The organism is Kushneria phyllosphaerae, assembly GCF_900312995.1.
GTDB lineage: Bacteria > Pseudomonadota > Gammaproteobacteria > Pseudomonadales > Halomonadaceae > Kushneria > Kushneria phyllosphaerae.
In genome coordinates, this window is record NZ_ONZI01000003.1 from 609,874 (window position 1) to 633,663 (window position 23,790).

Sequence of the window (23,790 nt, forward strand, 5' to 3'; positions counted from 1 at the left end):
GCCCCCTGCCTTGACAGGCGAGAACCAATGATCCGGACACTGCAGCAATGTCGGAGACTCATGACATTGTTTCAGAGTGATCAGGAAGGGTGGTCAAGATCGCGGATCAGGGTCAGCGGATAGGGGCGTGCTGTCAGGGCGTCGTGAATACGCCTGGCCACCAGTGGGCTTCTGAGTCGCCCGTCGCGCTCAAGGGCCTCGATCTGCGTCAGACCATACCAGTCAGCCTGAATAATTCCTTCGTCAAGTGACTGGCTGATACGTTGCCCTGGGCGTGCCACGAAGGTGTGGCTGTGATAGACCACACCGTTGGGCGCCGTATTGATATAAAGGCCCAGATAACCTTCCAGCGTAATTTTCCAGCCGCTCTCTTCAAGTGTCTCGCGGTGTACAGCGTCGATCAGGGATTCATTGGCCTCCAGGTGACCGGCCGGCTGGTTGAACACCGTTGGTGCAGCGCCGATGGCCAGCCGGTCGCGCTCCTCGACCAGCAAAAAACGGTCACGGTCGACCACAACGGCGGCGACCGTCACGTGAGGTAGAAATCGGGTCATCGTGGTTTCCTGCGCGGCCTTTCGCGTGGCGGGCGAGTATTTTTCGATTGGGGGGCACGCGGCATATGAATGGTTTCCTGTCGCCATTCGCCGGGCAACAGCGCGCCCAGCGTCCATTGACCGATGGCGGTTCGAATCAGTCTCAGGGTGGGGTGGCCTACATGAGCGGTCATCCGGCGCACCTGGCGATTGCGTCCTTCGGTAATCGATATCTCAAGCCATGTGTCAACAATGTTGACACGCTGGCGTACCGGAGGCATTCGGTCAGGAACCTGCGGTGAGGCCACTCGCCGGACCCTGGCCGGTCGTGTCAGCCCGTCCTTTAGGGTCACTCCCTTTGACAGCGCCGTCAGGGCATTGTCATCAGGCTGACCTTCTACCAGCACAAGATAGGTCTTGGGCTGCTTGTGATCGGGATGCGTAATCCGGTGGGCCAGCATACCGTCATCGGTCAGCAGCAGCAGTCCTTCACTATCATAATCCAGCCGGCCGGCCGGGTAGATATTCGGGATATCGAGCCATTGGGCCAGCGTGTCACGACCCTGCGAGTCCGTGAACTGTGTAAGCACCTGAAAGGGCTTGTGAAAGAGATAAAGTAAACTCATAAGCACGACTTGATTGTCGACAACCTCTACGCAGTGACAGGTCCTTGATGCTACATTAGACCCCTCATTTCAGGACAGAATCTTTCGTCCTCATTACGTCGGAGTATCTCCATGTCCAGCGGCAATATCAGCATTCCCGACAGTGGCCAAATGATTACGATCAACGACGATGTCACGTTGTCGGTGCCGGACCATCCGATTATTCCGTTTATTGAAGGTGACGGTATCGGTGCCGATATTACACCTGCCATGCAGAAAGTGGTCGATGCCGCCGTCGCCCGTGCCTATGGCGGTCGTCGCGAAATTCAGTGGATGGAAGTGTATGCCGGTGAAAAGGCAACGCGTGTCTACGGTGAGGATGCCTGGCTGCCGCAGGAGACCCTCGAGGCCGTCAGGGATTACGTGGTCTCCATCAAGGGGCCGCTGACCACGCCGGTAGGGGGCGGCATGCGTTCACTGAATGTGACGCTTCGCCAGACGCTGGACCTTTATGTCTGTGAGCGCCCGGTGCGATGGTTCAAGGGCGTGCCCAGCCCGGTGCGTCAGCCCCAGAATGTCGACATGGTCATCTTCAGGGAAAACGCAGAAGATATTTATGCCGGCATTGAATGGCAGGCAGGGACACCGGAAAACCAGAAGCTGATCCGGTTTTTGCGCGAAGAGATGCAGGTTAACAATATTCGGTTTACCGAGCAGTGCGGTATCGGCATCAAGCCGGTCTCGGAGGAGGGCAGCAAGCGGCTGGTGCGCAAGGCGCTTCATTACGCCATTGATAACGGTCGAGAGTCGGTGACCCTGGTACACAAGGGGAACATCATGAAGTTCACCGAAGGGGCCTTCAAGCAGTGGGGCTATGAGGTGGCCCGTGATGAGTTCGGTGCGCAGCCGCTGGAGGGTGGGCCCTGGCTTTCCATGGAAAACCCGCATGACGGCAGTACCATCATCATCAAGGATGTTATTGCCGATGCCATGCTACAGGAAGTTCTGATTCACCCCGAGCAGTTCGATGTCATCGCCACGCTCAATCTCAACGGCGACTTTTTGTCCGATGCGCTGGCGGCACAGGTGGGTGGCATCGGCATTGCGCCCGGCGCCAATCGAGGTGACGCCGTGGCTATGTTTGAGGCCACTCATGGTACCGCGCCGAAACTGGCCGGCCATGACAGTGCCAACCCGGGCTCTTTAATACTCTCGGCGGAAATGATGCTGCGCTATCTCGGCTGGGATGAGGCTGCTGCACTGATCGTCAGCGCCATGGAAGCCACGATCCAGCGCGGTGAGGTGACCGGTGATTTCCATCAGGTCATGTCAGAGGCCACACTGTTGAGTACCTCGGCCTTTGCTGACGCTGTCGTGCGCAGCATGTCGGTCTGAGAGGTCCTGCGACAGCACGTCCAGTAGCATGCATGGTTGTGATCAAGCGCGATGACTGCCATGCATGACATGATGGGTAACCCTCGACGCTCGTGTCACCGTCATGGCATGAGATACTGTTTTTATTGCCGCACGCTTGCATCGTCGGCAGGGCAGCACCATCTTAAAGGGAACACTGAGGCTTGTTAGCGCTCAAACTGTTAGCTCGATGAGTGCATTCAATCATCTTTCCGCTTGTTTTCATCGATCCGGGCACATATGTTCAAGATAGATAGTGAAACACTTCACTACGATTTTCGTAATACGGTTACTCATGCCGGCATGACACCTCCCGATTCCAATCCTGATCATCAGGAGCAGGGCGATGTGGCCGAGCAGACGAGCGACCCAAAGCTTGAAGAGCCGCCAATGTACAAGGTGGTGCTTCACAATGACGACTACACGCCCATGGAGTTTGTCGTCGAAGTACTTCAAACCTTTTTTGCCATGGATCACGAGAAGTCGGTACAGATCATGCTGGCCGTACATACTCAGGGTAAGGCGACCTGTGGCATCTATACCCGTGATATTGCGGAAACAAGGAGCCAGCAGGTCAATCAATACGCTCGAGAATGCCAGCATCCACTGCTGTGCGATATCGACCGGGCAGACTGAGCTGTCTGCAGCGGCCAAGAGGGGACTGCCATGTTGAGCAAAGAACTTGAATTGACCCTGAACACCGCATTTACCGTGGCGCGTTCAAAGCGCCATGAGTTCATGACTGTGGAGCATCTTCTGCTGGCATTGCTGGATAATGCCTCGGCGGCGGACGTGTTGCGCGCCTGCGGGGCAAATCTCGACAAGCTTCGTACCGATCTGCAGGACTTCATCAATACGACTACCCCGCTGATTCCCGAGGATCAGGATGATCGCGAAACCCAGCCAACGCTGGGCTTTCAGCGTGTGTTGCAACGCGCGGTCTTCCATGTTCAGTCTTCCGGCAAGTCGGAAGTGACCGGCGCTAATGTGCTGGTGGCCATCTTCTCCGAGCAGGAAAGCCAGGCGGTCTATTTTCTCAAGCAGCAGAACGTAGCGCGTGTTGATGCGGTCAACTACATCGCCCACGGCATTGCGAAGGTGGCCGGGCATAATCAGCAGCAGGGCCAGCATAATAGCGGCGCTGAGTCCGAAGATGGCGAAGAGGCCTCCGGTGATTCAAGCTCGCATCCGCTGACCGGCTATGCCACCAACCTGAACGAGCAGGCGCGTATCGGTCGCATCGACCCGCTGGTCGGTCGTGACCATGAGCTTGAACGTGTGGTTCAGATTCTGGCACGTCGTCGCAAGAACAACCCCTTGCTGGTGGGCGAGGCCGGTGTCGGCAAGACCGCTATCGCAGAAGGGCTTGCCAAGCGCATCGTGGAAGAAGACGTCCCGGACGTTATCAAGGATGCCGTGGTGTATTCACTTGATATGGGCGCTCTGCTGGCAGGGACCAAATATCGGGGCGATTTCGAAAAGCGCCTGAAGGGTCTTCTCTCCGAGCTCAAGAAAGAGCCCAACTCGATTCTGTTCATCGACGAGATCCATACCATCATCGGTGCCGGTGCGGCATCCGGTGGCGTCATGGATGCCTCCAACCTGCTCAAGCCCATGCTGTCTTCGGGTGAGCTGCGCTGTATCGGGTCGACGACTTTCCAGGAATTCCGCGGCATTTTTGAGAAGGACCGTGCGCTGGCACGCCGCTTCCAGAAAGTGGATGTACTGGAACCGACCGTCGAGGATGCCATTCGTATTCTGAAAGGGCTGCGTGGTCGCTTTGAGGAGCATCACCAGCTCAAGTATACCGATGCCGCCATGGAAGCTGCCGTGCGCCTGGCCTCACGCTACATCAATGACCGTTATCTGCCCGACAAGGCAATCGATGTCATTGATGAGGCCGGTGCGCATCAGCGTCTGTTGCCGGTCGAGGCTCGTCTTTCGCAGATTGATGTCGAGCAGATCGAGTCGATCGTGGCTTCCATCGCCCGCATTCCGCCCAAGAGTGTCTCCAGTTCGGATCGCAAGCTGCTGGCCGATCTGGATCGCAATCTCAAGATGCTGGTCTTCGGGCAGGACGAGGCCATCGACAGCCTGTCCTCGGCCATCAAGCTGTCGCGTGCAGGACTTGGCTCACCCGACAAGCCGGTGGGCAACTTCTTGTTTGCCGGCCCGACCGGGGTGGGCAAAACCGAGGTGGCCCGACAGCTGGCCCAGATCATGGGTATCGAGCTGGTCCGCTTTGACATGTCCGAATACATGGAGCGTCACACTGTATCGCGACTGATCGGTGCACCTCCGGGCTATGTCGGCTATGACCAGGGCGGTCTTCTGACCGAAGCAGTCACCAAGAACCCACACTGTGTGCTGCTGCTCGATGAGATTGAAAAGGCGCATCCGGATGTCTTCAACCTGCTGCTGCAGGTGATGGATCACGGCAAGCTGACCGATAACAACGGTCGCGAAGCGGATTTTCGTAACGTGATTCTGGTCATGACGTCCAATGCCGGGGCAGAACTGGCCTCGCGTCGCTCCATCGGCTTCCAGACTCAGGACCATACCACTGACGCCATGGAAACCATCCGTCGTACGTTTACGCCAGAGTTTCGTAATCGACTGGACAGCATCATTCAGTTCCGTCATCTGGATCTGGAGATCGTGCGCAGTGTCGTCGACAAGTTCCTGGTGGAACTGCAGGCGCAGCTGGACGAAAAACGTGTGCAGCTTGACGTTGACGAGGATGCTCGTGGCTGGCTCGCAGAGCATGGCTATGATCCGCAGATGGGCGCACGTCCCATGGCACGTCTGATTCAGGAGAAACTCAAGAAGCCTCTGGCCGAGATGATTCTGTTTGGCGATCTGGCCGACCATGGTGGCACGGTGCATGTCACGCTGGAGGATGGAGAGATCCAGCTGTCAGTGGCTGCCGAACAGGTCGCCTGATCGGCACGCCATGCCAGTCGTTACTGACGCCCTGTCTTCGGACGGGGCGTTTTTTTACGCGCGAAACGGATGGCGGGTCAGACGCTATCCACTGGATAACAAACTGTCAGTCGGCCTGAAACAGTCAGGGCGTCATGAGGTGCTAAGACACATCAGGAGGGGGCGTGCAAAATAAGGACGCATGGCGTCCTTAGCGGGAGCGATAAACGATGCGGCCCTTGGACAGGTCGTAAGGCGTCAGCTCTACCTTGACCTTGTCGCCGGTCAGGATGCGGATGTAGTTCTTGCGCATTTTGCCGGAAATATGCGCGGTCACGACGTGGCCGTTTTCAAGCTCGACGCGAAACATGGTATTGGGAAGCGTATCGACAATCACGCCTTCCATTTCAATATGATCTTCTCTTGCCATATGATGTAGTCCCCGATAATCGTAATATGAGCACGCCATCAGGGCAGTCTTGCTGACCCAATGATCAGACAAGGTGAATGATGGCGGACTGAACGTGCGATATTTTGCCTGATACCTGCCTGAAGCGCAAAGCCGCTCGACGTTCCCGACACGTTAATGCTGCATCTGGGTCACCGGAATGCCTCGGCGCCAGCGATGTCCCTGCAGATACTCCAGCGGTTTGAAGCGCTGCTTGTAATCCATTTTCTGACTCTTGTGGATCCAGTAGCCGAGATAAACGTGATTGAGCCCCAGTGCCTGTGCTCGACGGATCTGCCAGATCACGGCCCAGCTTCCCAGTGATCTCGATCGAAAGGCATCATCGGGTTCAAAAAAGGTATAGATGGCGGAGAGCCCGTGGGTCAGAAAATCCACTGCGGCCACGGCCAGAAGACGCCCCTCGAGACGAAACTCGACCAGTCGTGAAAAATCATGCGCGGTGCTTAAAAAGGCACGGTACTGCTCGATGGCGGGAGGATACATCTCGCCATCGCTGTGTCGTGTCCGGATATAGCGCTCATAAAGCGCATAGTGCTCTTCATCAAACACGGCTGGCCGTTCGATGACAATCAGGTCCTGATTGTTGCGCTCGGTGCGCTTGAGAGAACGGTCAGGGGCAAAATCACTGACCGGCACGCGTACGGAGACACAGGCATTGCACTCTTGGCAGTGCGGCCGATAGAGATGTGTACCACTGCGTCTGAAGCCCATCAGGGTCAGAGCGCTGTACATTTCATGGTCCACGGGTGTATGCGGGTCCATGAACAGGGTAGTGGCCTCATGAGCCCCCAGATAACTGCAGTCATGTGGCTTTGTCAGGAAAAACCGTAAATCCTGAAGAGGTGAATGCATGCTTGAATTGTTCAACGGGCGCAACATCCAAAAGGGTGGTTCGGGGCTTGCGACATGAATGATCTGATAAGGATTATCGGCGCGGTATCGAGGCTTCTTGAAAGTCAGCCGGTATATGGCGCCCGAGCAGGGTTTTGAACTGATCGCGCGAGATATCCCGGGCGCCCAGGCTTGCCAGATGTGACGTGTGCATCTGACAGTCTATCAACGCCAGATCGTGATGCTCGGACAGCCACTCGACCAGTCGAACCAGCGCAATCTTGGAGCTGTCAGGGCGAATGGAGAACATGGATTCACCAAAAAATACGCGTCCCAGCAGGATGCCGTAAAGCCCCCCCACCAGCATGTCACCTTCCCATACTTCAACGCTATGCCCATGCCCCAGCTCATGCATGGCCACGTAAGCCTCAATGATGTCGGATGAAATCCACGTCCCTTCCTGTGCCTGTCGCTGCACGGCGCACTGCGTCATCACAGCCTCGAAGGCCTGATCAAACGTTACCGTCATGCCCGAGTTGCGAAGCCTTTTGGCCAGACTGCGACGCACGCGAAGCGCCTCGGGAAACAGCACCATTCTGGGGTCGGGTGACCACCAGAGGATGGGGTCATCCTCATTGAACCATGGAAAAACCCCGCGACTATAAGCCGCCAGAAGCCATTCCGGTGTGAGATCTCCTCCGGCGGCCAGCAGGCCGTTGGGCGTTTCCAGCGCGCACTCCAGAGGCGGGAAGCCAACAGGCCATGGGGCGAGCCAGTCAATCATGATGGGTTCCCGACCTCGGACAGCATGACACTTCGTTTTTGAAGGCCCGATAGAGCATTAAAGACCTCTTAAGTTTTGTCTGTGGTGGCCGACATTGAGTATCGGAAAGGTTTGCCAGGTCCTGGCCGCCGAAAAGACATGACACATTACTGGATATCTCCCATGGGAAACTTTTTTCGGCGCATGAGTATCGGGTCGCGCCTGGCGCTGATCATCGGTCTGGTGGCCATTGCAGCGTTTGTCGCCCTGAGCTGGGGGCTGTCGTCCTCGAGTGCCCGGGCGCTTCGCGAGCAGGCAACGAACAGCATGCAACAGCAGACGCAGCAGTTCACCGATTCGGTCACGCTTTTTGATCAAAGTCTACAGCAGCAGAGTGCGCGTTTTTTAAAGCTGTTTCAGACTGACGAGCTGGCGCCGCCGTTTGTGCTGAATATCGACCGTACCATGGAGATCAATGCTCGTCAGACACCGCTTTTAATGGACCAGCGCGGTGTGCTCAACATGGATACTCAGCGGGTGGATGACTTTACCCGCCGCACTGGAACGCCGGTCACCATTTTTGCCCGTACTGGCGATGACTTTGTGCGCGTGAATACATCACTGAAAAATGACCAGGGCGCACGAGCCGTGGGCACTCTGCTGGATCGCAGTGGGGCAAGCTATCGCGCTCTGATGGAAGATCGCGTCTACTCGGGGCTGGCCACACTTTTCGGCACGCCCTATATCACCCGCTACGAGCCCATCCATGACGCCCAGGGGCGCGTGATCGGTGCAAGCTTTATCGGGGTCGATATTACGGCAGATCTGAAAAATTTCGAGTCACGCGTTCGCTCACTCACCATCGGTGAAAACGGCTATTTCATGATCGTGGATGCCGACAACGGCAACGTGCTGGCCGGGGGAGAGAATGAGGGAGCATCGCTGCGCGACGTCTCGGATGTCGAAGGTACGCCTGCCTTTGCGCCGATCTTTCAGGGCCAGAAAGGGCTTTTTGAATATCAGCTGGCCAATACCGAGCATGCCCGTCGTACCACCTATTTCATGCAGTATCCCGACTGGCACTGGGTCGTGACCGCCACGGCCATTAATGCCGACATCGATGACCGGATTGCTGCGGCACGTAACCGGTTTTTGCTGATTGCACTCGGTTTGGCTCTGGCCGCGGCGCTGGGCGTTTATTTCATGATGCGTCGCAGCCTGAGCAGCCCTCTGGCTCGCGTGCAGGGAATGGCCGGGCATCTGGCCAATGGTGATCTCAGGCAGCGCCTGGACAGCCAGCGCAAGGATGAAATCGGCTCACTGGTAGGGGCCATGAATGGCATTGGTGATGGCCTGCGAGATATTGTCAGTCGCGTGCGCCAGTCCGTGGAAAGCATCGGTCACGCCTCAAGTGAAATTGCCAGTGGCAACATGGACCTGTCTCGTCGTACCGAAAGCCAGGCCGCAAGCCTTGAGCAAACCGCGGCCAGTATTGAAGAGCTCACCGCCACCGTGCGTCAAAATACCGAGCGTGCTCGTCAGGGCGACACCATGGCAGGAGAAGTGGTGGCCTCTGCACGAGAAGGGCAGCAGCGTCTGGGGCGGGCCATGACCACGCTGAAAGACCTTGATGCCACCGCCTCGAAGATGTCCGATATCATCGCCACCATCGACGGCATCGCCTTTCAGACCAACCTGCTGGCGCTCAACGCCTCGGTCGAGGCTGCGCGTGCCGGTGCACATGGCCGTGGGTTCACCGTAGTGGCCGACGAGGTGCGCCGACTGGCGATTCGATGCAGCGAAGCCTCTGCCGATATTGGTCACCTGATTCGACATACCATCGAGGAAGTCACTACCGGCAATGCCCACATGCAGCAAAGTGGTGCGCAGATCGAGGAAATCACTACGCGAATGGAAAGCCTGAGCGTCATCGTGACCGAGATCAGTCGCGCCAGCGAAGAGCAGCTCGAAGGTATCGAGCAGGTCAGTAGCGCACTGGCATCGCTGGATGAGACAACGCAGCATAATGCGGCGCTGGTCGAACAGTCGGCCGCGGCTTCAGGGCATCTGGACGAGCAGGCACGCAAGCTCAGCGAGGTTGTGCAGGTCTTTCATATGCCGGCCTGATATTTCCACAATTTCCCGGCTGCAATTGCCGGGTCTGTGCCGTACCATCATCTCCAGGTATGATACCTGCCTCTGGCAGGGTGTGACCCGATGTCATTACCCTGCCAATATGCCTTTATCAGGCCTTCGAATGCTTCATCAGAGTACAGCCATAACACTCGCATGAGTGCAGGGGGGATGGCCGTTGAGCGCCAGCAAGACCAGACAATCGCAGTCGCAGTCACAGGCCCGTCGCAGTAAAAGCGGCGCCAGCCCGCGTACAACGCGTAAAAGCGCTACCATGCAGCGCTCTCGACAGCGTGTGACCAAAGCCCGGGATAACGCCCGCCATTTCAGTGCCAGGCTTCAGGGTGCCGCCAAGGAAGGGGTCGCCATCGTCATGCTGGCGCTTTGTGCCTTCCTGCTGTTGGCCCTTTTCAGCTATATGCCGGCAGATCCCAGCTGGTCGCACAGCGGCCCGGATCAGGAGGTCACCAACTGGATGGGACCTGTTGGGGCGTGGCTTTCCGATGTTCTCTATTCCCTGTTCGGCGCCAGCGCGCTATGGGCCCCCGGTATGCTGGGGCTGGGTGCCTGGCGATTGATGCGTGCCAAAGAGGCCCATGTGGTCTGGGACCCCATGGCACTGGCCGTGCGCGGCGGCGGTCTGCTGCTGGTCATGGTGGCCACCTGTAATGTCGGGGCGCTGCATTTTCACGATGCCAGCAATGATCTGCCCTATGGTTCGGGCGGCATCGTGGGAGAGGGTGTTTCAGCGGCCCTTGCCTCGCTGGTGGGCAAGCACGGTACTACGCTGCTGTCGCTGGCGGCCTTTCTCTGCGGTATGCCACTGCTCACCGGCATGTCCTGGTTTTCCATCATTGACGAGGTGGGCAACGGTATCTGGCGCGGTGTGCGCTGGTGTGCCCGTCGTGTGGGCATGGCAGGCGCAAGCATTGGCAGCGCCGGCTCAAGGCTTCAGGAGCGTCGCCGTGAAATGGCCCAGGAGCGCCGCGAGGCCTATCTTGCCGCTCAGTCGGAAGATGAGTTTGACTTTGGCCATGACGACGATGATGACGCCGATGGCGGCCTGCGTGCGGAGGCCGAGGACGCCCGTCCCCGTCGCGAGCGCAGCAGCCTGCTGGCGCGCCTCATTCCGGGACGCCGCCGGGAAGTTCATGACGACGAAGCGTTTCTTGAGGACGAGGAGCCGGTAGACTCAACGCGCCATCGGCACGAAAGTGATGGCGTAGAGGCGCGTGAGCCCGTGTCCGGCATGCGTACAGGTGATGACGATATTCCCTGGGAGCAACCCTACGAGGCCCCGTCTCCGGCACATGATGCGCGTCATAACGATCATGCCCCCACTGAGCCGGTGCTTTCCACGACCGAGACAGAGCGTACTCGTGGAATTCGCGATACCGATAGACCAACGGTCTCCGCGCGACAGGCGGCAGGTCTCGAGCGTCGTGAATCCCATGGCGGTGCAGAGGGGGGTGCAGCATCTGCAGCAGTGTCTGCCGAGACAGTGTCCAGGCAAACGCGCTCTGATGATGACGTGGCTTCTTCCCGAGCGCCTTCCGCGGATGAGTCTTCGCTGCACGCCCCAGCGGACAGTGGCCCCGCTTCCGGCACTCCGGAAGGGGATGAGGGCCTTGATACGCGTCTGGACGAGCGTCCGGCACCGGTGCAGCCGCCTCAACAGCCGATGGAAACCTCCCGGACTAACGAGACTGCTGCAAGCGATGTGACCCGTCGTCGGATTCCTGAAGTCATTCCCGAGCCACGACTGGCTGAAGATGACGAGGACAACTTCGATGCGTCGCCCGTGCCGGCATTTGAGCGTTCCGAGCCGACACAACATCAACGTCAGACGCCGCCAACCGATACCCCTTCTGAGCATCGGGTACCTGCATCGGCACCGACGGCCTTCGTTGAGCCCGACTCAAGTGATGTGACGCTGGAGGCGATGGCGCCCTCCCATGAGCGTGACATGCCTCTGGTCGATGACATGTCTTTGGTCGATAACGTGCCTTTGGTCAATGACGTGCAGGACGATGATCGACCAGTGCTGAGCTGGGAAGACGATGAGCCCGAGTTCTCGACGCCGTTGAGCGCACGTGATGAAGCTGAGCCGCTGGTAAGCGCGCCGCCGGCTTCAGCGCTGACCTTCGAGGAAGAAGATGATACTCGGGACACTGTCGTACCAAGGCCGCCCATGCCGGAACGTCCTGCACAAACGGCTTCACCACAACCCGCGCAAGAGACCCCGGTGCCGGCATCGCCGTCGCATCCAGACGAGGCGAAGGCCGTTACACCGCCGCCGGCGCATTCTGATCATGCCCCGGCCGCCACTGAAACACCCGCGCCGCGCCCTGAACCCGAGGTCGACCCGGGAGACAACAGCAGCCCCACCCTCTGGACCGTACAGCAGATGCAGACCCAGCGGCCTGCGCACGAGTCCGACGGTGAGCCGCTGGGTAAACTGCCGTCGCTGTCGCTTCTGACGCCACCGTCGTCTCATGAGCCAACCTATACGCCCGAACAGCTTCAGGACATGGCAGAGCTTCTGGAGGTGCGCCTGCGTGAGTATGGCGTCAAGGCCGAGGTGGTCGACACCTGGCCGGGGCCTGTTATCACGCGTTTCGAGATCAAGCCGGCGCCCGGTGTAAAAGTCTCCAAGATCAGCAACCTGGCCAAGGATCTGGCGCGCTCGCTGATGGTCAAAAGCGTCCGTGTGGTCGAGATCATCCCGGGTCGTCCGACGGTCGGCATCGAGATTCCCAACCCCAATCGGGCCATGATCCGGCTGAGAGAGGTCTTTGACTCCGACGTCTATCAGGACGCCCGCTCGCCGGTGACGGTCGCGCTGGGTCAGGATATCGGTGGCAATCCGGTGGTGGCCAATCTCAACAAGATGCCGCACCTGCTGGTGGCCGGTACCACCGGCTCGGGCAAATCGGTCGGCGTCAACGCCATGCTGATCTCGATGCTTTTGAAGGCCACGCCGGATGAAGTGCGCATGATCATGGTGGATCCCAAGATGCTGGAGCTGTCGGTTTATGACGGCATTCCGCATCTGCTGGCGCCGGTGGTCACCGACATGAAAGAGGCCGCCAACGCCCTGCGCTGGTGCGTGGCCGAAATGGAACGTCGTTACAAGCTGATGGCGGCCATGGGGGTACGTAACCTGGCCGGCTTCAATGCGCGTGTTGATGAGGCCTCGCAGGCCGGCGCCCAGATTGCCGATCCGATGTGGGAACCGCAGCCCTGGGAGATGCACGAACAGCCGCCGGTGCTCGAAAAGCTGCCCTATATCGTGGTGGTGATCGACGAGTTCGCCGATATGTTCATGATCGTGGGCAAAAAGGTTGAAGAGCTGATTGCCCGTATTGCGCAGAAAGCGCGTGCGGCCGGCATTCACCTGATTCTGGCCACGCAGCGTCCGTCCGTGGATGTGGTGACCGGTCTGATCAAGGCCAATATTCCCACGCGTATGGCCTTCCAGGTGTCGTCGCGGATCGACTCGCGCACGATTCTGGATCAGGGCGGCGCCGAGCATCTTCTCGGACACGGCGACATGCTGTATCTCCCGGCCGGCGCCGGCATCCCCATGCGTGTGCATGGCGCTTTTGTCGACGATGACGAGGTGCATCGCGTGGTCGATGACTGGAAGCGTCGCGGTGAGCCCGAGTACATCGATGAGATTCTCTCCGGTGGGGTGTCTGCCGATGCGCTGGCAGGGCTTGAAGCCGAAGGCGAAGGCAGCGATGACCCGGAGCAGGACGCGCTTTATGACGAGGCCGTGGCCTATGTGACCGAGTCACGTCGGGCATCGATCTCCTCGGTCCAGCGTCGCTTCAAGATTGGCTACAATCGCGCCGCACGACTGGTCGAGGCGATGGAAATGGCCGGCGTGGTCTCCTCCATGGGCAGTAATGGTGCAAGAGAGGTGCTGGCGTCGCCGCCGGCACACTGACCCGAGGTGCAGGGCAACGTCTTGATATACCTCGACAAGTCTTAAGTTTCAGCAGGGATAAGCAGAGAACCTGTCACACGGTGGCAGGTCAAAGGAACACCACGGCACGCTCTCTGCCTAAAAGGACAGGATGTTTTGATGACACTGATGACTCATGGCCGCAAGGGCCTTGCTCGTACACTGGGGCTGGCAGGCGCTACTTTCATGGCGGCCTGCATGGCTCTGCCGGCGCAGGCAGCGTCCGAGGATGCCGAGCGACTGACGTCGCTGCTTGAGCCGCTTAAAACCTACTCTGCCGATTTCAACCAGCAGGTCGCCAGTGGCGGTGGCAGTCTGCAAAATGCCAGCGGCCACATGTGGCTGTCGCGCCCCGGTCGCTTTAACTGGGAAGTTTCCGATCCCTATCGCCAGACCGTGGTGTCCGACGGGCAGAAGATCTACCTCTATGATCCCGATCTGGAGCAGGTCAGCATTCGCCCGCTCGATCAGCGTGTGACCCATACGCCGGCGCTGTTGCTCTCCGGTCAGGCCAGTGAGCTGACCGAGAACTACAACGTGTCGCGCCGCCAGCAGGGGGCCACCGAGTTTTTCGCGCTGTCGCCGCGCTCCAACGATTCCCTGTTTCAGTCCCTGGAGCTGGTGTTCAACAACGAGCGCCTTTCCGGGATCGATCTGACCGACGGCACTGGCCAGAGCACGGAAATCTCGTTTCGCAATATCGAAGTCAATCCTGACATCAGTGCCTCGCACTTTCAGTTCAAGATCCCCGACGGGGCGGATGTGATGCGCGAAGGTAACTGATGGAGGCCGCGTAATCTGCCATGATGGAGGCATACTCCGCACAAGGGTGCCTTCCTCATGAGTGACCTGTTTGATCGTGACGCGCCGCCCGGGCAACCGCTGGCGGCGCGTCTGCGTCCTGCCCGGCTTGAAGACTATATCGGGCAGTCACACCTGTTGGGCCCGGATCGCCCACTGACGCGGGCGCTGGCGCGTGATCAACTCTACTCCATGATCCTCTGGGGCCCGCCCGGTGTCGGCAAGACCACGCTGGCACGTTTGATCGCCGGCTATACCCGCTCGCATTTTGCAACGCTTTCGGCAGTCTCCGCAGGCGTGAAGGAAATCCGTGCAGCGGCCTTTGAAGCGCAGCAGCGTGGCCAGAGCGGCCAGCGCACGCTCTTGTTTGTCGATGAGGTGCACCGATTCAACAAGGCGCAGCAGGATGCCTTTCTGCCCTGGGTCGAAGAGGGGGTGTTCACCTTTGTCGGCGCCACCACCGAAAATCCTTCCTTTGAACTCAACAATGCCCTGCTGTCGCGGGCGCGCGTGCACGTGCTCAAACCCTTGAGCGTGGAAGAGCTGCGTCAGGTGATCGACCGGGCGCTGATCGAACCGGCAGGGCTTGGCGAGGCTGGCATCGAGGCATCAGACAGCGTACGTGATCTTTTGGCACAGGCAGCTGACGGTGACGCACGGCGGGCGCTCAATCTGCTTGAAATTGCCGCTGACATGGCAGAGGCCGGTGGTGACGGGGCAGCGCCCGCGCTATCCCAGGCCGTGATTGAAGAGGTGCTGGGCGAAAGCACGCGGCGACTTGATCGCGGTGGCGATCTCTTTTATGACCAGATTTCGGCGCTGCACAAATCGGTTCGCGGCAGCGCCCCGGATGCCGCGCTCTACTGGTACTGTCGCATGCTCGATGGCGGGGCTGACCCGCTCTACATCGCTCGTCGCGTGGTGCGCATGGCCAGTGAAGAGGTTGGCAACGCAGACCCTCGTGCCCTGCGCCTTGCACTTGATGGCTGGGAGGTTCAGGAGCGCCTGGGTAGCCCTGAAGGTGAGCTGGCGGTGGCCCAGGCCATTCTCTATCTTGCCAGCGCGCCGAAGAGCAATGCCGCCTACGTGGCCTATAATCAGGCGCGCGCGCATGTGGCCTCGACCCCCGGGCATGATGTGCCGGTGCATCTGCGCAATGCACCAACATCTCTGATGAAGTCGCTGGGCCACGGGCATGACTATCGCTATGCCCACGATGAACCCAATGCCTACGCCGCCGGTGAAACCTATTTTCCCGATTCGCTGGTAGGCACCCGTTACTATCAGCCGGTCGATCGTGGCCTCGAAAAACGCATCGCTGAAAAGCTTGAGTGGCTGGAAGGGCTGGACCGGGCTGCGACGCATCGACGCAGTTCCGAACCATCATGAGAAAGGATGAGCAGGGCAGACACGTTGTCTCATGCCCGTCATGGCGGGAACATGGCCGCAACGCCCCTTGATGCGCCTGCTCAGGCTGTGGCGGGTATTAAATTTAATGAACCCTGCATGCGACCAAAGTAAGTGGCAGGTGAGGTCAAAAGACACAAGACTGGTAGCTCGTCAAATTTGCCGGAGACGCCGCCATGCTCAAGTTGACTCAGCTTCGCCAGGATCATGCGCACATGGCTCGACTGCTTCATGTGCTTTCGCTGCAGCATCGTTATCTTGTGACCGGAGAGCGCCCCAGCTTTCGTCTCATGCGTGAAGCCTGTGATTACATCATGGACTATATGAACGATTACATCGTGCCGCTGGAAACGCTTTGCGGCAATCGTCTGACCGAGCGCGGTGCACATTCCGGCCAGGAAGTCTGCGAGCTGGCCGGTGAGTATCGTGAGCTCAGGCAGCGTCTGAGACATCTGGAAGACGATCTCGACAACATCCTCATGGACGCCATCATGCCCATGACGCTTTTCGGTGAGCGTCTAAAGGCGTATCTGGATGCGCATCGCCATGTGCTGCGCATCGAGCGCGAACATCTGTTTCCGCTGCTCGATGCCGGTATGGACGAAAAAGAGTACGTCGAGCTGCGTGATACCCTGCCGCTTCAGGCCCGTACGCAGCTGGTGCGCCTGCAGCAGGAATATCCTGACCTCTATGCCGAGTTTCGTGACATTCGACCGGCGGTGGCCTGAGTGCCCGTTGCCCGGGCGTATCACTCCCGGCATTTCGAGCAGATGCCAGTACAGACATGAACGGGGCGGCATAAAGATGCCGCCCCGCTTTTTTGTTATAGGTACGCGCAAGCGTTACAAACGCTCGTAGGCGTACCCCTTGTTGCCGTAGATCGCCAGTGTGCTGAGTGCCGAGGGCGTAATGCCAATTTCCTGGTTGACGTCGGGGTTGGCTATTTTCCAGTGGCTGAGCACCTGGCCACAGACTTCAACTCGAACCCCTGCTTTTGTCAGGGCATGTACCAGTGGCTCATTAGGATTGTCGACGCCGAACCACTTGTCATACAGGCTGGAGGTCACAACGCTGCGGGTGGCATCCCCGTGAATGATGGCCACAAAGTCCAGATGCTCCAGCGGAACGCCTGCCTCGGCAAAGACATTGACGGCACGTGCTACGCGCATCAGGCCGGGATTGATGGCTCTCGGGTCATCGCTGCCACCGACCACATCAAAGATGACCTTGTAATGCTTGTTGGGGTCAGGCACATCCACGGTGTCATGGCGCTCGGCAATGCCGCCAAATTTCTCTATTGCCGGATAACGGGCATGGTCAATGCCGGCCGACGGTTTACGGGGAATGACCGCGGCAAAAAGCACCATGAGAACGGCTGCCAATATCAGCGCTGCCAGCATCCAGTGCCGCTTGAAAAGATTCAGCATATCGAGTCCCTGAAAGCCAAAGAAGTTGTGTTGGTCACCGGTCGGGGGCGTGACAGGACGTCCCTCGACGGGTAACGACCGTGGTATAGCCAATGAGGTGACGGGAGTCTACAGATTTTGCGTCAATGTCACAGTGCCATAGCGACGTTCCATGGCTGCGAGAGCGGCATCAATACTTGAGCTGCTATGGGCACGCGCTACACTGGCGGCCTCTTTCATCATGACCGTTATCACAACGGCCGGACCAGGTATTTTACATTGAGCGTACCCGTCGTTGCCCCCGACCAGTACTCCGCACAGCTTGACGCCAAGCGTCAGCGCATCGTTGACCAGTTTGCCCGCTTTGAAGCGCCGCCCCTTGAAGTCTTTGCCTCTCCGGCGAGTCATTACCGTATGCGATGCGAGTTTCGCCTCTGGCATGAGGGAGATGATCTTTTTCACGCCATGTTTGAAACGGATGCCGACGGTGTTAAACAGATTGTGCGAATGGATCAGTATCCGGTGGCGAGCCGCCGCATCAATGCGCTGATGACACAGCTGATGGACGCCATTCGTGATCGTCCCGAGCTGCGTCATCGGCTGTTTCAGGTGGAGTACCTCACGACCCGACAGGGCGAGGCGTTGATCACGCTGGTCTATCACCGACAGCTTGATGCGACGTGGGAGCAGGCCGCCCGCGAGCTCGAAACAACGCTGGAGGCGGCCATCATCGGTCGCGCGCGCAAGCAGCGCCGGGTACTGACCCGAGAGTCGGTCACCGAGCATCTTGAGGTGGCCGGGCGCGTATTCAGCTATCAGCAGGTCGAAAACAGCTTTACCCAGCCCAATGCTGACATTGCAGAAAGCATGCTCAACTGGGCCCGGGAAGTCACCCGAGGGGAAGATGGCCTGCGCCGTCCCACTGATCTGGTCGAGCTTTACTGCGGCAATGGCAACTTCACGATCGCGCTGGCGGACAATTTCCGACGAGTCGTGGCCACCGAAATTTCGCGCACCTCCGTGGCCTCGGCCCAACACAATCTGGCATTGAATGGGATCGACAACGTGCATGTGGCACGCATGTCGAGCGAGGAGTTTGCCCAGGCGCTATCAGGTGAAAAAGCGGGACGGCGTGTCAGCGAGATGCAGCTTGAAACGCATGACTTTTCGACCGTACTGGTAGACCCGCCGCGAGCAGGGCTTGACGCCGACAGCTGTGAGCAGATCGCCCGATTTGACAACATTGTCTATATCTCCTGTAACCCCGATACGCTTGAAGCCAACCTGGAACAGCTCGGCCGTACCCATGAAATGCATCGCTTCGCCCTTTTTGACCAGTTTCCTTATACCAATCACTGTGAGTGTGGCGTTTTGCTCAAACGCCGGTGCTAACCGACCGGTATGAGGCCTGTCCGACCCCGCCATGGCGGGGCCGATGCGTTTTGGGCGCAGCCATGCCGATTGCGGCATGGCTAGGGACGGCCCCATGCCGGTTGGTCATGGGGCATGATAAAAATGCGCATACAGTAGGGATAAAGCGTTTGCTGAACTAGGATGTCACGGTGGTCATCCCATCAGGATGCGTAGGCATTTGCGGTACGCGAGGAGAATCGATGCAGAGTACAGTGCCGGACAACAAGGAAGACTTTTTCAAAGCGCTTGAGACGCTGCTTGAAGAGCGCCTGGCGCCCGAGCAGGCACGCAACATCAGTGCCTTTGCTCGCCACTATTACGCCGGTGCCAGCCATGAGGACCTGCGAGAGCGCCATTTCGAAGACCTCTATGGTGCCACGCTCTCGACCTGGTTTTTCCTGCAACAGCGTGAGCCGGACAACCGGCCCAGGGTCCGTGTTTTCAATCCCGAATATGAAGAGCATGGCTGGCAGTCGACCCACACGGTGGTGGAAGTCGTCAGCCCGGACATGTCCTTTCTGGTTGATTCGGTGCGCATCGAACTCAATCGCTGCGGCTTCACCGTCCACTCCATCCTGAACACGGTCATCGCCAGCGAACGCGACGAGCAGCAGCGGCTGGTCCGCTTTACGCCGCCGCGCGCTGAAAATGCACCCTCAGCGCGTGAGTCGATCATCTATATCGAGGTGGACCGTCACTCGGATGCGGCCATGCTTGAGGAGCTCAGGGTCAACATCCTGGATGTGCTGACCGATGTCCGCTCGGCCGTCTCCGACTTTGACGCCATGCGTGCTCAGGCCCATGCCGCGCTTGAGGAGATGAATACGCATCCGCCGCGAGTCGTTGAAAAGCGTGATGTCGAAGAGGCACGTGATTTTCTGGCATGGCTGCTGGACGATCACTTCACGTTTCTGGGCTTTGAAGAGTATGAGTTTCAAACCCGGGACGGACAGCCGCAGCTGGTACGAACCGGTGGCAGCGAGCTTGGGGTACTGACCCTGAACAGCCCGCGCTATAGCGAGGAACCGCAGCGCTTTAGTGGCAGCGGCGAAGAGCAGGGCGAGTATGTTCTGATCCCCGAGCTCATTTCCTTTGCCAAGAGCGCCTGGCCTTCGCGTATTCACCGCCCGAGCTATCCGGACTACATCATTGTCGAGCGCCATAACGAACAGGGTGACGTCATTGGTGAGCGCCACTTTCTGGGACTTTATACGCTGTCCGTCTACAACGAGCGCCCGGTCAATATTCCCGTGCTGCGTCGCAAGATCGACACTGTGCTCAGTGCCTCAAACATCGACCCGACCGGGCACAACGGCAAGCAGCTCCAGCAGATTCTGGAGGTTTATCCCCGCGATGAACTGTTCCAGATGGGCACTGAAGATCTCTGCCGCACGGCCATGGGGATTCTGAGCATTCGAGAGCGTCGCCGCGTGCGGCTCTTTATTCGCGAGGATCGCTCCGGACGCTTTTACTCCTGTCTGGTGTATGTGCCGCGTGACGTTTTCTCGACCGACCTGAGGATGCGCATTCAGAACATGCTCTGTGAAGAGCTCGATGCCAGCTTTGGCGATTTCAATACCTATCTCTCCGAGTCGGTACTGGCCCGTATTCAGCTGATCCTGCGCTTTAATCACGACAAGCCGGTCGACTACGATGATCGCGCGCTGGAGAAAAAGGTCATCGCCATCGCGCGTGGCTGGCGTGATGACATGCACGAGGCGCTGATGGAAGGCTACGGCGAGGAGTCGGCCAACCGTCTGATGGAGCGCTACCGTGATGCTTTCCCGAGCAGCTATCGGGAAGATTTTACGCCGCGCACCGCCATCTATGACATTGGCCACATGGAGGGGCTTGATAACGAAAGCTCTATCGATCTGAGCCTTTATCGTCAGCTCGAGCATGAAAATGATGTCAATCTCAAGCTCTTTCATCGCGATCAGCCGGTACCGCTTTCCGATGCGCTGCCCATGCTCGAGCACATGGGGCTGCGCGTCATCAGTGAGCGCCCCTATGAGATCGAACGTGCCGACAGCGTGGTCTGGATCCACGATTTCAATCTGGAGACCTCGAGTCGCGAGCATGTCGATCTGCACGGCATGCGGCATAACTTCATTGATGCCTTTACGCGCATCTGGTCAGGCGCCGCCGAGAGTGACAGTTTCAATCGACTGATCATTTCAGCGAAGCTCGACTGGCGTGAAGTGGCAATGCTGCGAGCCTATGCGCGCTATCTCAAACAGATTCGCTTCGGGCTGTCCCAGGACTATATCGCCACCGCCCTGACCCAGCATGCCGACATCTCGCGGGAACTGGTGGCTCTGTTCAAATTACGATTTGACCCGCAGGGCACGCATGATGAAGACGCGCTTCAAAAGGTTCGTGAGCGCATCGAGGCCTATCTGGAAGAGGTCACCAGCCTCAACGATGACCGGCTGATTCGCCTCTATATGGATCTGATCGGTGCCACGCTGCGCACCAACTATTTCCAGCCGGGTGAAGACGGCGAGCCCAAATCCTATATCTCCTTCAAGCTCGCTCCGCGTCAGATCAATGATGTGCCGCGCCCGCGTCCGCTGTATGAGATCTTTGTCTACTCGCCGCGCATGGAAGGCGTGCATCTTCGTACCAGCAATATCGCTCGCGGTGGCATGCGCTGGTCGGATCGCTTCGAGGATTTTCGTACCGAAATCCTCGGGCTGGTCAAGGCACAGCACGTCAAGAACTCGGTTATCGTGCCCAGCGGTGCCAAGGGCGGGTTTATCTGCAAGCAGGCGCCAGTAGGCGGCAGTCGCGATGAGATCCAGAAAGAGGGCATCGCCTGCTATCAGACTCTGGTACGCGGCATGCTGGATATTACCGATAACCTGATCGACAAGCAGGTCGTGCCGCCCGAGCAGGTTGTGCGCCATGACGGGGATGACCCCTATCTGGTTGTGGCCGCCGACAAGGGCACGGCGACCTTCTCCGACATTGCCAACGCGCTGGCACGGGAATACAACTTCTGGATGGGCGATGCCTTCGCCTCCGGCGGCAAGAACGGCTACGACCACAAGGCCATGGCGATCACCGCCCGCGGTGCCTGGGAAGCGGTCAAGCGCCACTTCCGCGAGCTGGGTCTCAATACGCAGGAAGACGCCTTTACCGTTATCGGTGTCGGTGACATGGCCGGCGACGTGTTCGGCAACGGCATGCTGTTGTCTGAAAAGATTCAGCTGGTCGCGGCCTTCAACCATCGCCATATCTTTATCGATCCCGACCCTGACTGTGCGGCCTCCTTCAAGGAGCGCCAGCGCCTGTTTGGACTGGCGACCTCAAGCTGGGAGGATTACGACACTGCCTTGATCAGCGAGGGCGGCGGGGTATTCTCGCGCGATGCCAAGTCAATTGAGATCACAGAGGGCATGAAGTCACGCTTTGGCATCACGGCCTCGCGTCTATCTCCTGCCGAGCTGATCAATGCCCTCTTGAAATCGAAGGTCGATCTGCTCTGGAACGGCGGTATCGGCACCTACGTCAAGTCGAGCGAAGAAAGTCATGCCGATGTGGGTGACAAGGCCAACGACACGCTGCGCGTCAACGGCAATGAACTGGGCTGTCGCGTGGTCGGTGAAGGCGGCAATCTGGGGGTCACCCAGCTGGGTCGTCGTGAGGCCGCCCAGCATGGCGTGCGCATGAATACCGACTTTATCGATAATGCCGGTGGCGTGAACTGCTCGGACCATGAGGTCAATATCAAGATCCTGCTGGATGAGGTGGTCGCGCGTGGCGACATGACCGGCAAGCAGCGCAACGATCTGCTGGCACAGATGACCGAGGAAGTGGCCGATCTGGTCGTGGATGACAACTACCGCCAGACTCAGGCGCTTTCCCTGTCACGGTTGCTGTCAGCGGAAAACCTGGGGCCCTATCGGCGCTTCATTTTCGATCTGGAAGCGACCGGTCAGCTTGACCGGGAGCTGGAAGCCCTGCCGGATGATGCCACGCTGGCGGCCCGCGCCGAGCGCGGTGAAGGCCTGACCCATCCGGAGCTTTCCTCGCTGATCTCGCATGCCAAGATTGACCTCAAGGGCATGCTGGTGGAATCCGATGTGCCCAATGAACCGGGGATCGTCAATCACGCCGAACGTGCATTCCCCGCCACGCTGGTGGAGCGCTATGGCGAGGAGATTGCCAACCATCGGCTGCGTCACCAGATCGTGGCGACCAAGATTGCCGGCGATGTGGTCGATCATATGGGCATCCCGTTCGTGAGGCGGCTGATGGACATTACCGGCACCAGTGCCGGTGAGGTGGTCAAAGCCTACGTCATGGCCCGCGACAGCTTCGGACTGGCATCTGTGTGGCATGAGATCGAGGCGCTGGACGCCCGGGTCGATACTGCCATTCAGTACGACATGATGCTCTCGCTGGTGCGTCTCCTGCGCCGTGCAACGCGCTATTTCCTGCGCTATCACATGCAAAGTGACGCTGAATCGGTGGTCGGACAATACGCTCCTGATCTTGAGCGCCTGAGCAGCAACATCGGTGAACGGCTTCGAGGCGAGGCGCAGCGTCAGTGTCTGTCACTGCGAGACCGCTATATCGAGGCAGGCGCGCCCGAGGCGCTTGCCGAGCGTGTGGCGGCGACCGAAAGCCTGTATGCCGGGCTTGGCATCATCGATACAGCGGAACTCACCGGCGTATCGCTGGAGCGTGTGGCCGATACCTACTATCTCATCGGGGAGCAGCTGTCGCTGCCGTGGATGCTGGAGCAGGTCAATCGACTCGAGGTGAACGACAGCTGGCAGACGATCGCCCGTGAAACCCTTCGCGATGATATGGATCGCCAGCAGCTGATGCTGACCGCCAGCGTACTGCGGGGTGAAGAGTGCCAGGACGTCGATCAGTGCGTTGAGCATTGGATGACGCAGCACAAGGCGCCCGTTGAGCGCTGGTGTGCCCTGCTTGAAGAGGTGCACTCTACCGACGAGTTGGGCTATGCGCTCTTCACGGTAGCCGTGCGGGCCCTTGGAGAGCTTTCCGAGCGTCCCCCGTCCGGGAAATGATCAGGACGGTCCCTGCGCTATTGCGTATGACAGCAGGATCAAACGCCGCCCCATGGGGCGGCGTTTTTTTATGTTACAT

16 protein-coding genes are annotated in these 23,790 nt (G+C 58.7%); 10 read left to right on the forward strand and 6 right to left on the reverse strand.

Going from position 1 to position 23,790, the window contains the following annotated elements; all coding sequences use genetic code 11:
* Positions 1 to 80: 80 nt before the first annotated feature.
* A complete protein-coding gene (locus KSP9073_RS12680) occupies positions 81 to 554 on the reverse strand; it encodes an NUDIX domain-containing protein (protein ID WP_108843303.1) in 474 nt (157 codons plus the stop codon).
* Positions 551 to 1,159, reverse strand: coding sequence for a pseudouridine synthase (locus KSP9073_RS12685; RefSeq protein WP_108843304.1), 609 nt, complete (start codon positions 1,157 to 1,159; stop codon positions 551 to 553). The genes KSP9073_RS12680 and KSP9073_RS12685 overlap by 4 nt, the downstream gene beginning before the upstream one ends.
* A gap of 111 nt (positions 1,160 to 1,270) precedes the next feature.
* Here KSP9073_RS12685 and icd point away from each other — a divergent pair, with 111 nt between their 5' ends.
* The 3 genes from icd to clpA all read left to right on the forward strand — a co-directional run bounded on the left by icd (position 1,271) and on the right by clpA (position 5,494).
* A complete protein-coding gene (gene icd / locus KSP9073_RS12690) occupies positions 1,271 to 2,533 on the forward strand; it encodes an NADP-dependent isocitrate dehydrogenase (RefSeq protein WP_108843305.1) in 1,263 nt (420 codons plus the stop codon).
* A gap of 258 nt (positions 2,534 to 2,791) precedes the next feature.
* Positions 2,792 to 3,187: an ATP-dependent Clp protease adapter ClpS gene (gene clpS / locus KSP9073_RS12695; protein ID WP_108843306.1), complete on the forward strand. Its 396-nt coding sequence runs from the start codon at positions 2,792 to 2,794 to the stop codon at positions 3,185 to 3,187.
* A gap of 30 nt (positions 3,188 to 3,217) precedes the next feature.
* Positions 3,218 to 5,494 carry an ATP-dependent Clp protease ATP-binding subunit ClpA gene (clpA, locus tag KSP9073_RS12700; RefSeq protein WP_108843307.1) on the forward strand — a complete coding sequence of 759 codons (2,277 nt, stop codon included), beginning with the start codon at positions 3,218 to 3,220 and terminating at the stop codon, positions 5,492 to 5,494.
* 190 nt (positions 5,495 to 5,684) lie between these two features.
* Here clpA and infA read toward each other — a convergent pair whose 3' ends face one another.
* From infA to aat, 3 genes are all read right to left on the reverse strand, one after another.
* Positions 5,685 to 5,903, reverse strand: a complete 219-nt coding sequence (gene infA, locus KSP9073_RS12705; RefSeq protein WP_007111068.1) for a translation initiation factor IF-1 — start codon at positions 5,901 to 5,903, stop codon at positions 5,685 to 5,687.
* Between the two features lie 153 nt (positions 5,904 to 6,056).
* Entirely contained in the window at positions 6,057 to 6,794 is a 738-nt protein-coding gene (locus tag KSP9073_RS12710; RefSeq protein ID WP_108843308.1) for an arginyltransferase, read from the reverse strand.
* 73 nt (positions 6,795 to 6,867) lie between these two features.
* Positions 6,868 to 7,557 carry a leucyl/phenylalanyl-tRNA--protein transferase gene (aat, locus tag KSP9073_RS12715; protein ID WP_108843309.1) on the reverse strand — a complete coding sequence of 230 codons (690 nt, stop codon included), beginning with the start codon at positions 7,555 to 7,557 and terminating at the stop codon, positions 6,868 to 6,870.
* 162 nt (positions 7,558 to 7,719) lie between these two features.
* Between aat and KSP9073_RS12720 the strand changes: the two genes are divergently transcribed.
* The 5 genes from KSP9073_RS12720 to KSP9073_RS12740 all read left to right on the forward strand — a co-directional run bounded on the left by KSP9073_RS12720 (position 7,720) and on the right by KSP9073_RS12740 (position 16,575).
* Positions 7,720 to 9,663 carry a methyl-accepting chemotaxis protein gene (locus KSP9073_RS12720; protein WP_165814250.1) on the forward strand — a complete coding sequence of 648 codons (1,944 nt, stop codon included), beginning with the start codon at positions 7,720 to 7,722 and terminating at the stop codon, positions 9,661 to 9,663.
* 280 nt (positions 9,664 to 9,943) lie between these two features.
* Positions 9,944 to 13,621 carry a DNA translocase FtsK gene (locus KSP9073_RS12725; RefSeq protein ID WP_133241025.1) on the forward strand — a complete coding sequence of 1,226 codons (3,678 nt, stop codon included), beginning with the start codon at positions 9,944 to 9,946 and terminating at the stop codon, positions 13,619 to 13,621.
* A gap of 138 nt (positions 13,622 to 13,759) precedes the next feature.
* The gene (gene lolA / locus KSP9073_RS12730; protein ID WP_108843312.1) at positions 13,760 to 14,422 is read left to right on the forward strand and encodes an outer membrane lipoprotein periplasmic chaperone LolA; all 663 of its coding nucleotides are present in this window, start codon (positions 13,760 to 13,762) and stop codon (positions 14,420 to 14,422) included.
* Between the two features lie 57 nt (positions 14,423 to 14,479).
* Positions 14,480 to 15,829 carry a replication-associated recombination protein A gene (locus tag KSP9073_RS12735; protein WP_108843313.1) on the forward strand — a complete coding sequence of 450 codons (1,350 nt, stop codon included), beginning with the start codon at positions 14,480 to 14,482 and terminating at the stop codon, positions 15,827 to 15,829.
* A 194-nt stretch (positions 15,830 to 16,023) separates the two neighbouring features.
* On the forward strand, positions 16,024 to 16,575 hold the full coding sequence (locus KSP9073_RS12740; protein ID WP_108843314.1) for a hemerythrin domain-containing protein: 552 nt from the start codon (positions 16,024 to 16,026) through the stop codon (positions 16,573 to 16,575).
* 114 nt (positions 16,576 to 16,689) lie between these two features.
* On the opposite strand, the gene KSP9073_RS12745 is transcribed toward KSP9073_RS12740, so the two are convergent.
* Complete coding sequence (locus KSP9073_RS12745) at positions 16,690 to 17,274, reverse strand: DsrE family protein (RefSeq protein WP_108843315.1); 585 nt, start codon at positions 17,272 to 17,274, stop codon at positions 16,690 to 16,692.
* A 258-nt stretch (positions 17,275 to 17,532) separates the two neighbouring features.
* Between KSP9073_RS12745 and trmA the strand changes: the two genes are divergently transcribed.
* Both trmA and KSP9073_RS12755 read left to right on the forward strand, forming a co-directional pair.
* Positions 17,533 to 18,645, forward strand: a complete 1,113-nt coding sequence (trmA, locus tag KSP9073_RS12750) for a tRNA (uridine(54)-C5)-methyltransferase TrmA (RefSeq protein WP_108843431.1) — start codon at positions 17,533 to 17,535, stop codon at positions 18,643 to 18,645.
* Between the two features lie 221 nt (positions 18,646 to 18,866).
* Entirely contained in the window at positions 18,867 to 23,711 is a 4,845-nt protein-coding gene (locus tag KSP9073_RS12755; RefSeq protein WP_108843316.1) for an NAD-glutamate dehydrogenase, read from the forward strand.
* The last annotated feature ends 79 nt before the right edge of the window (positions 23,712 to 23,790 follow it).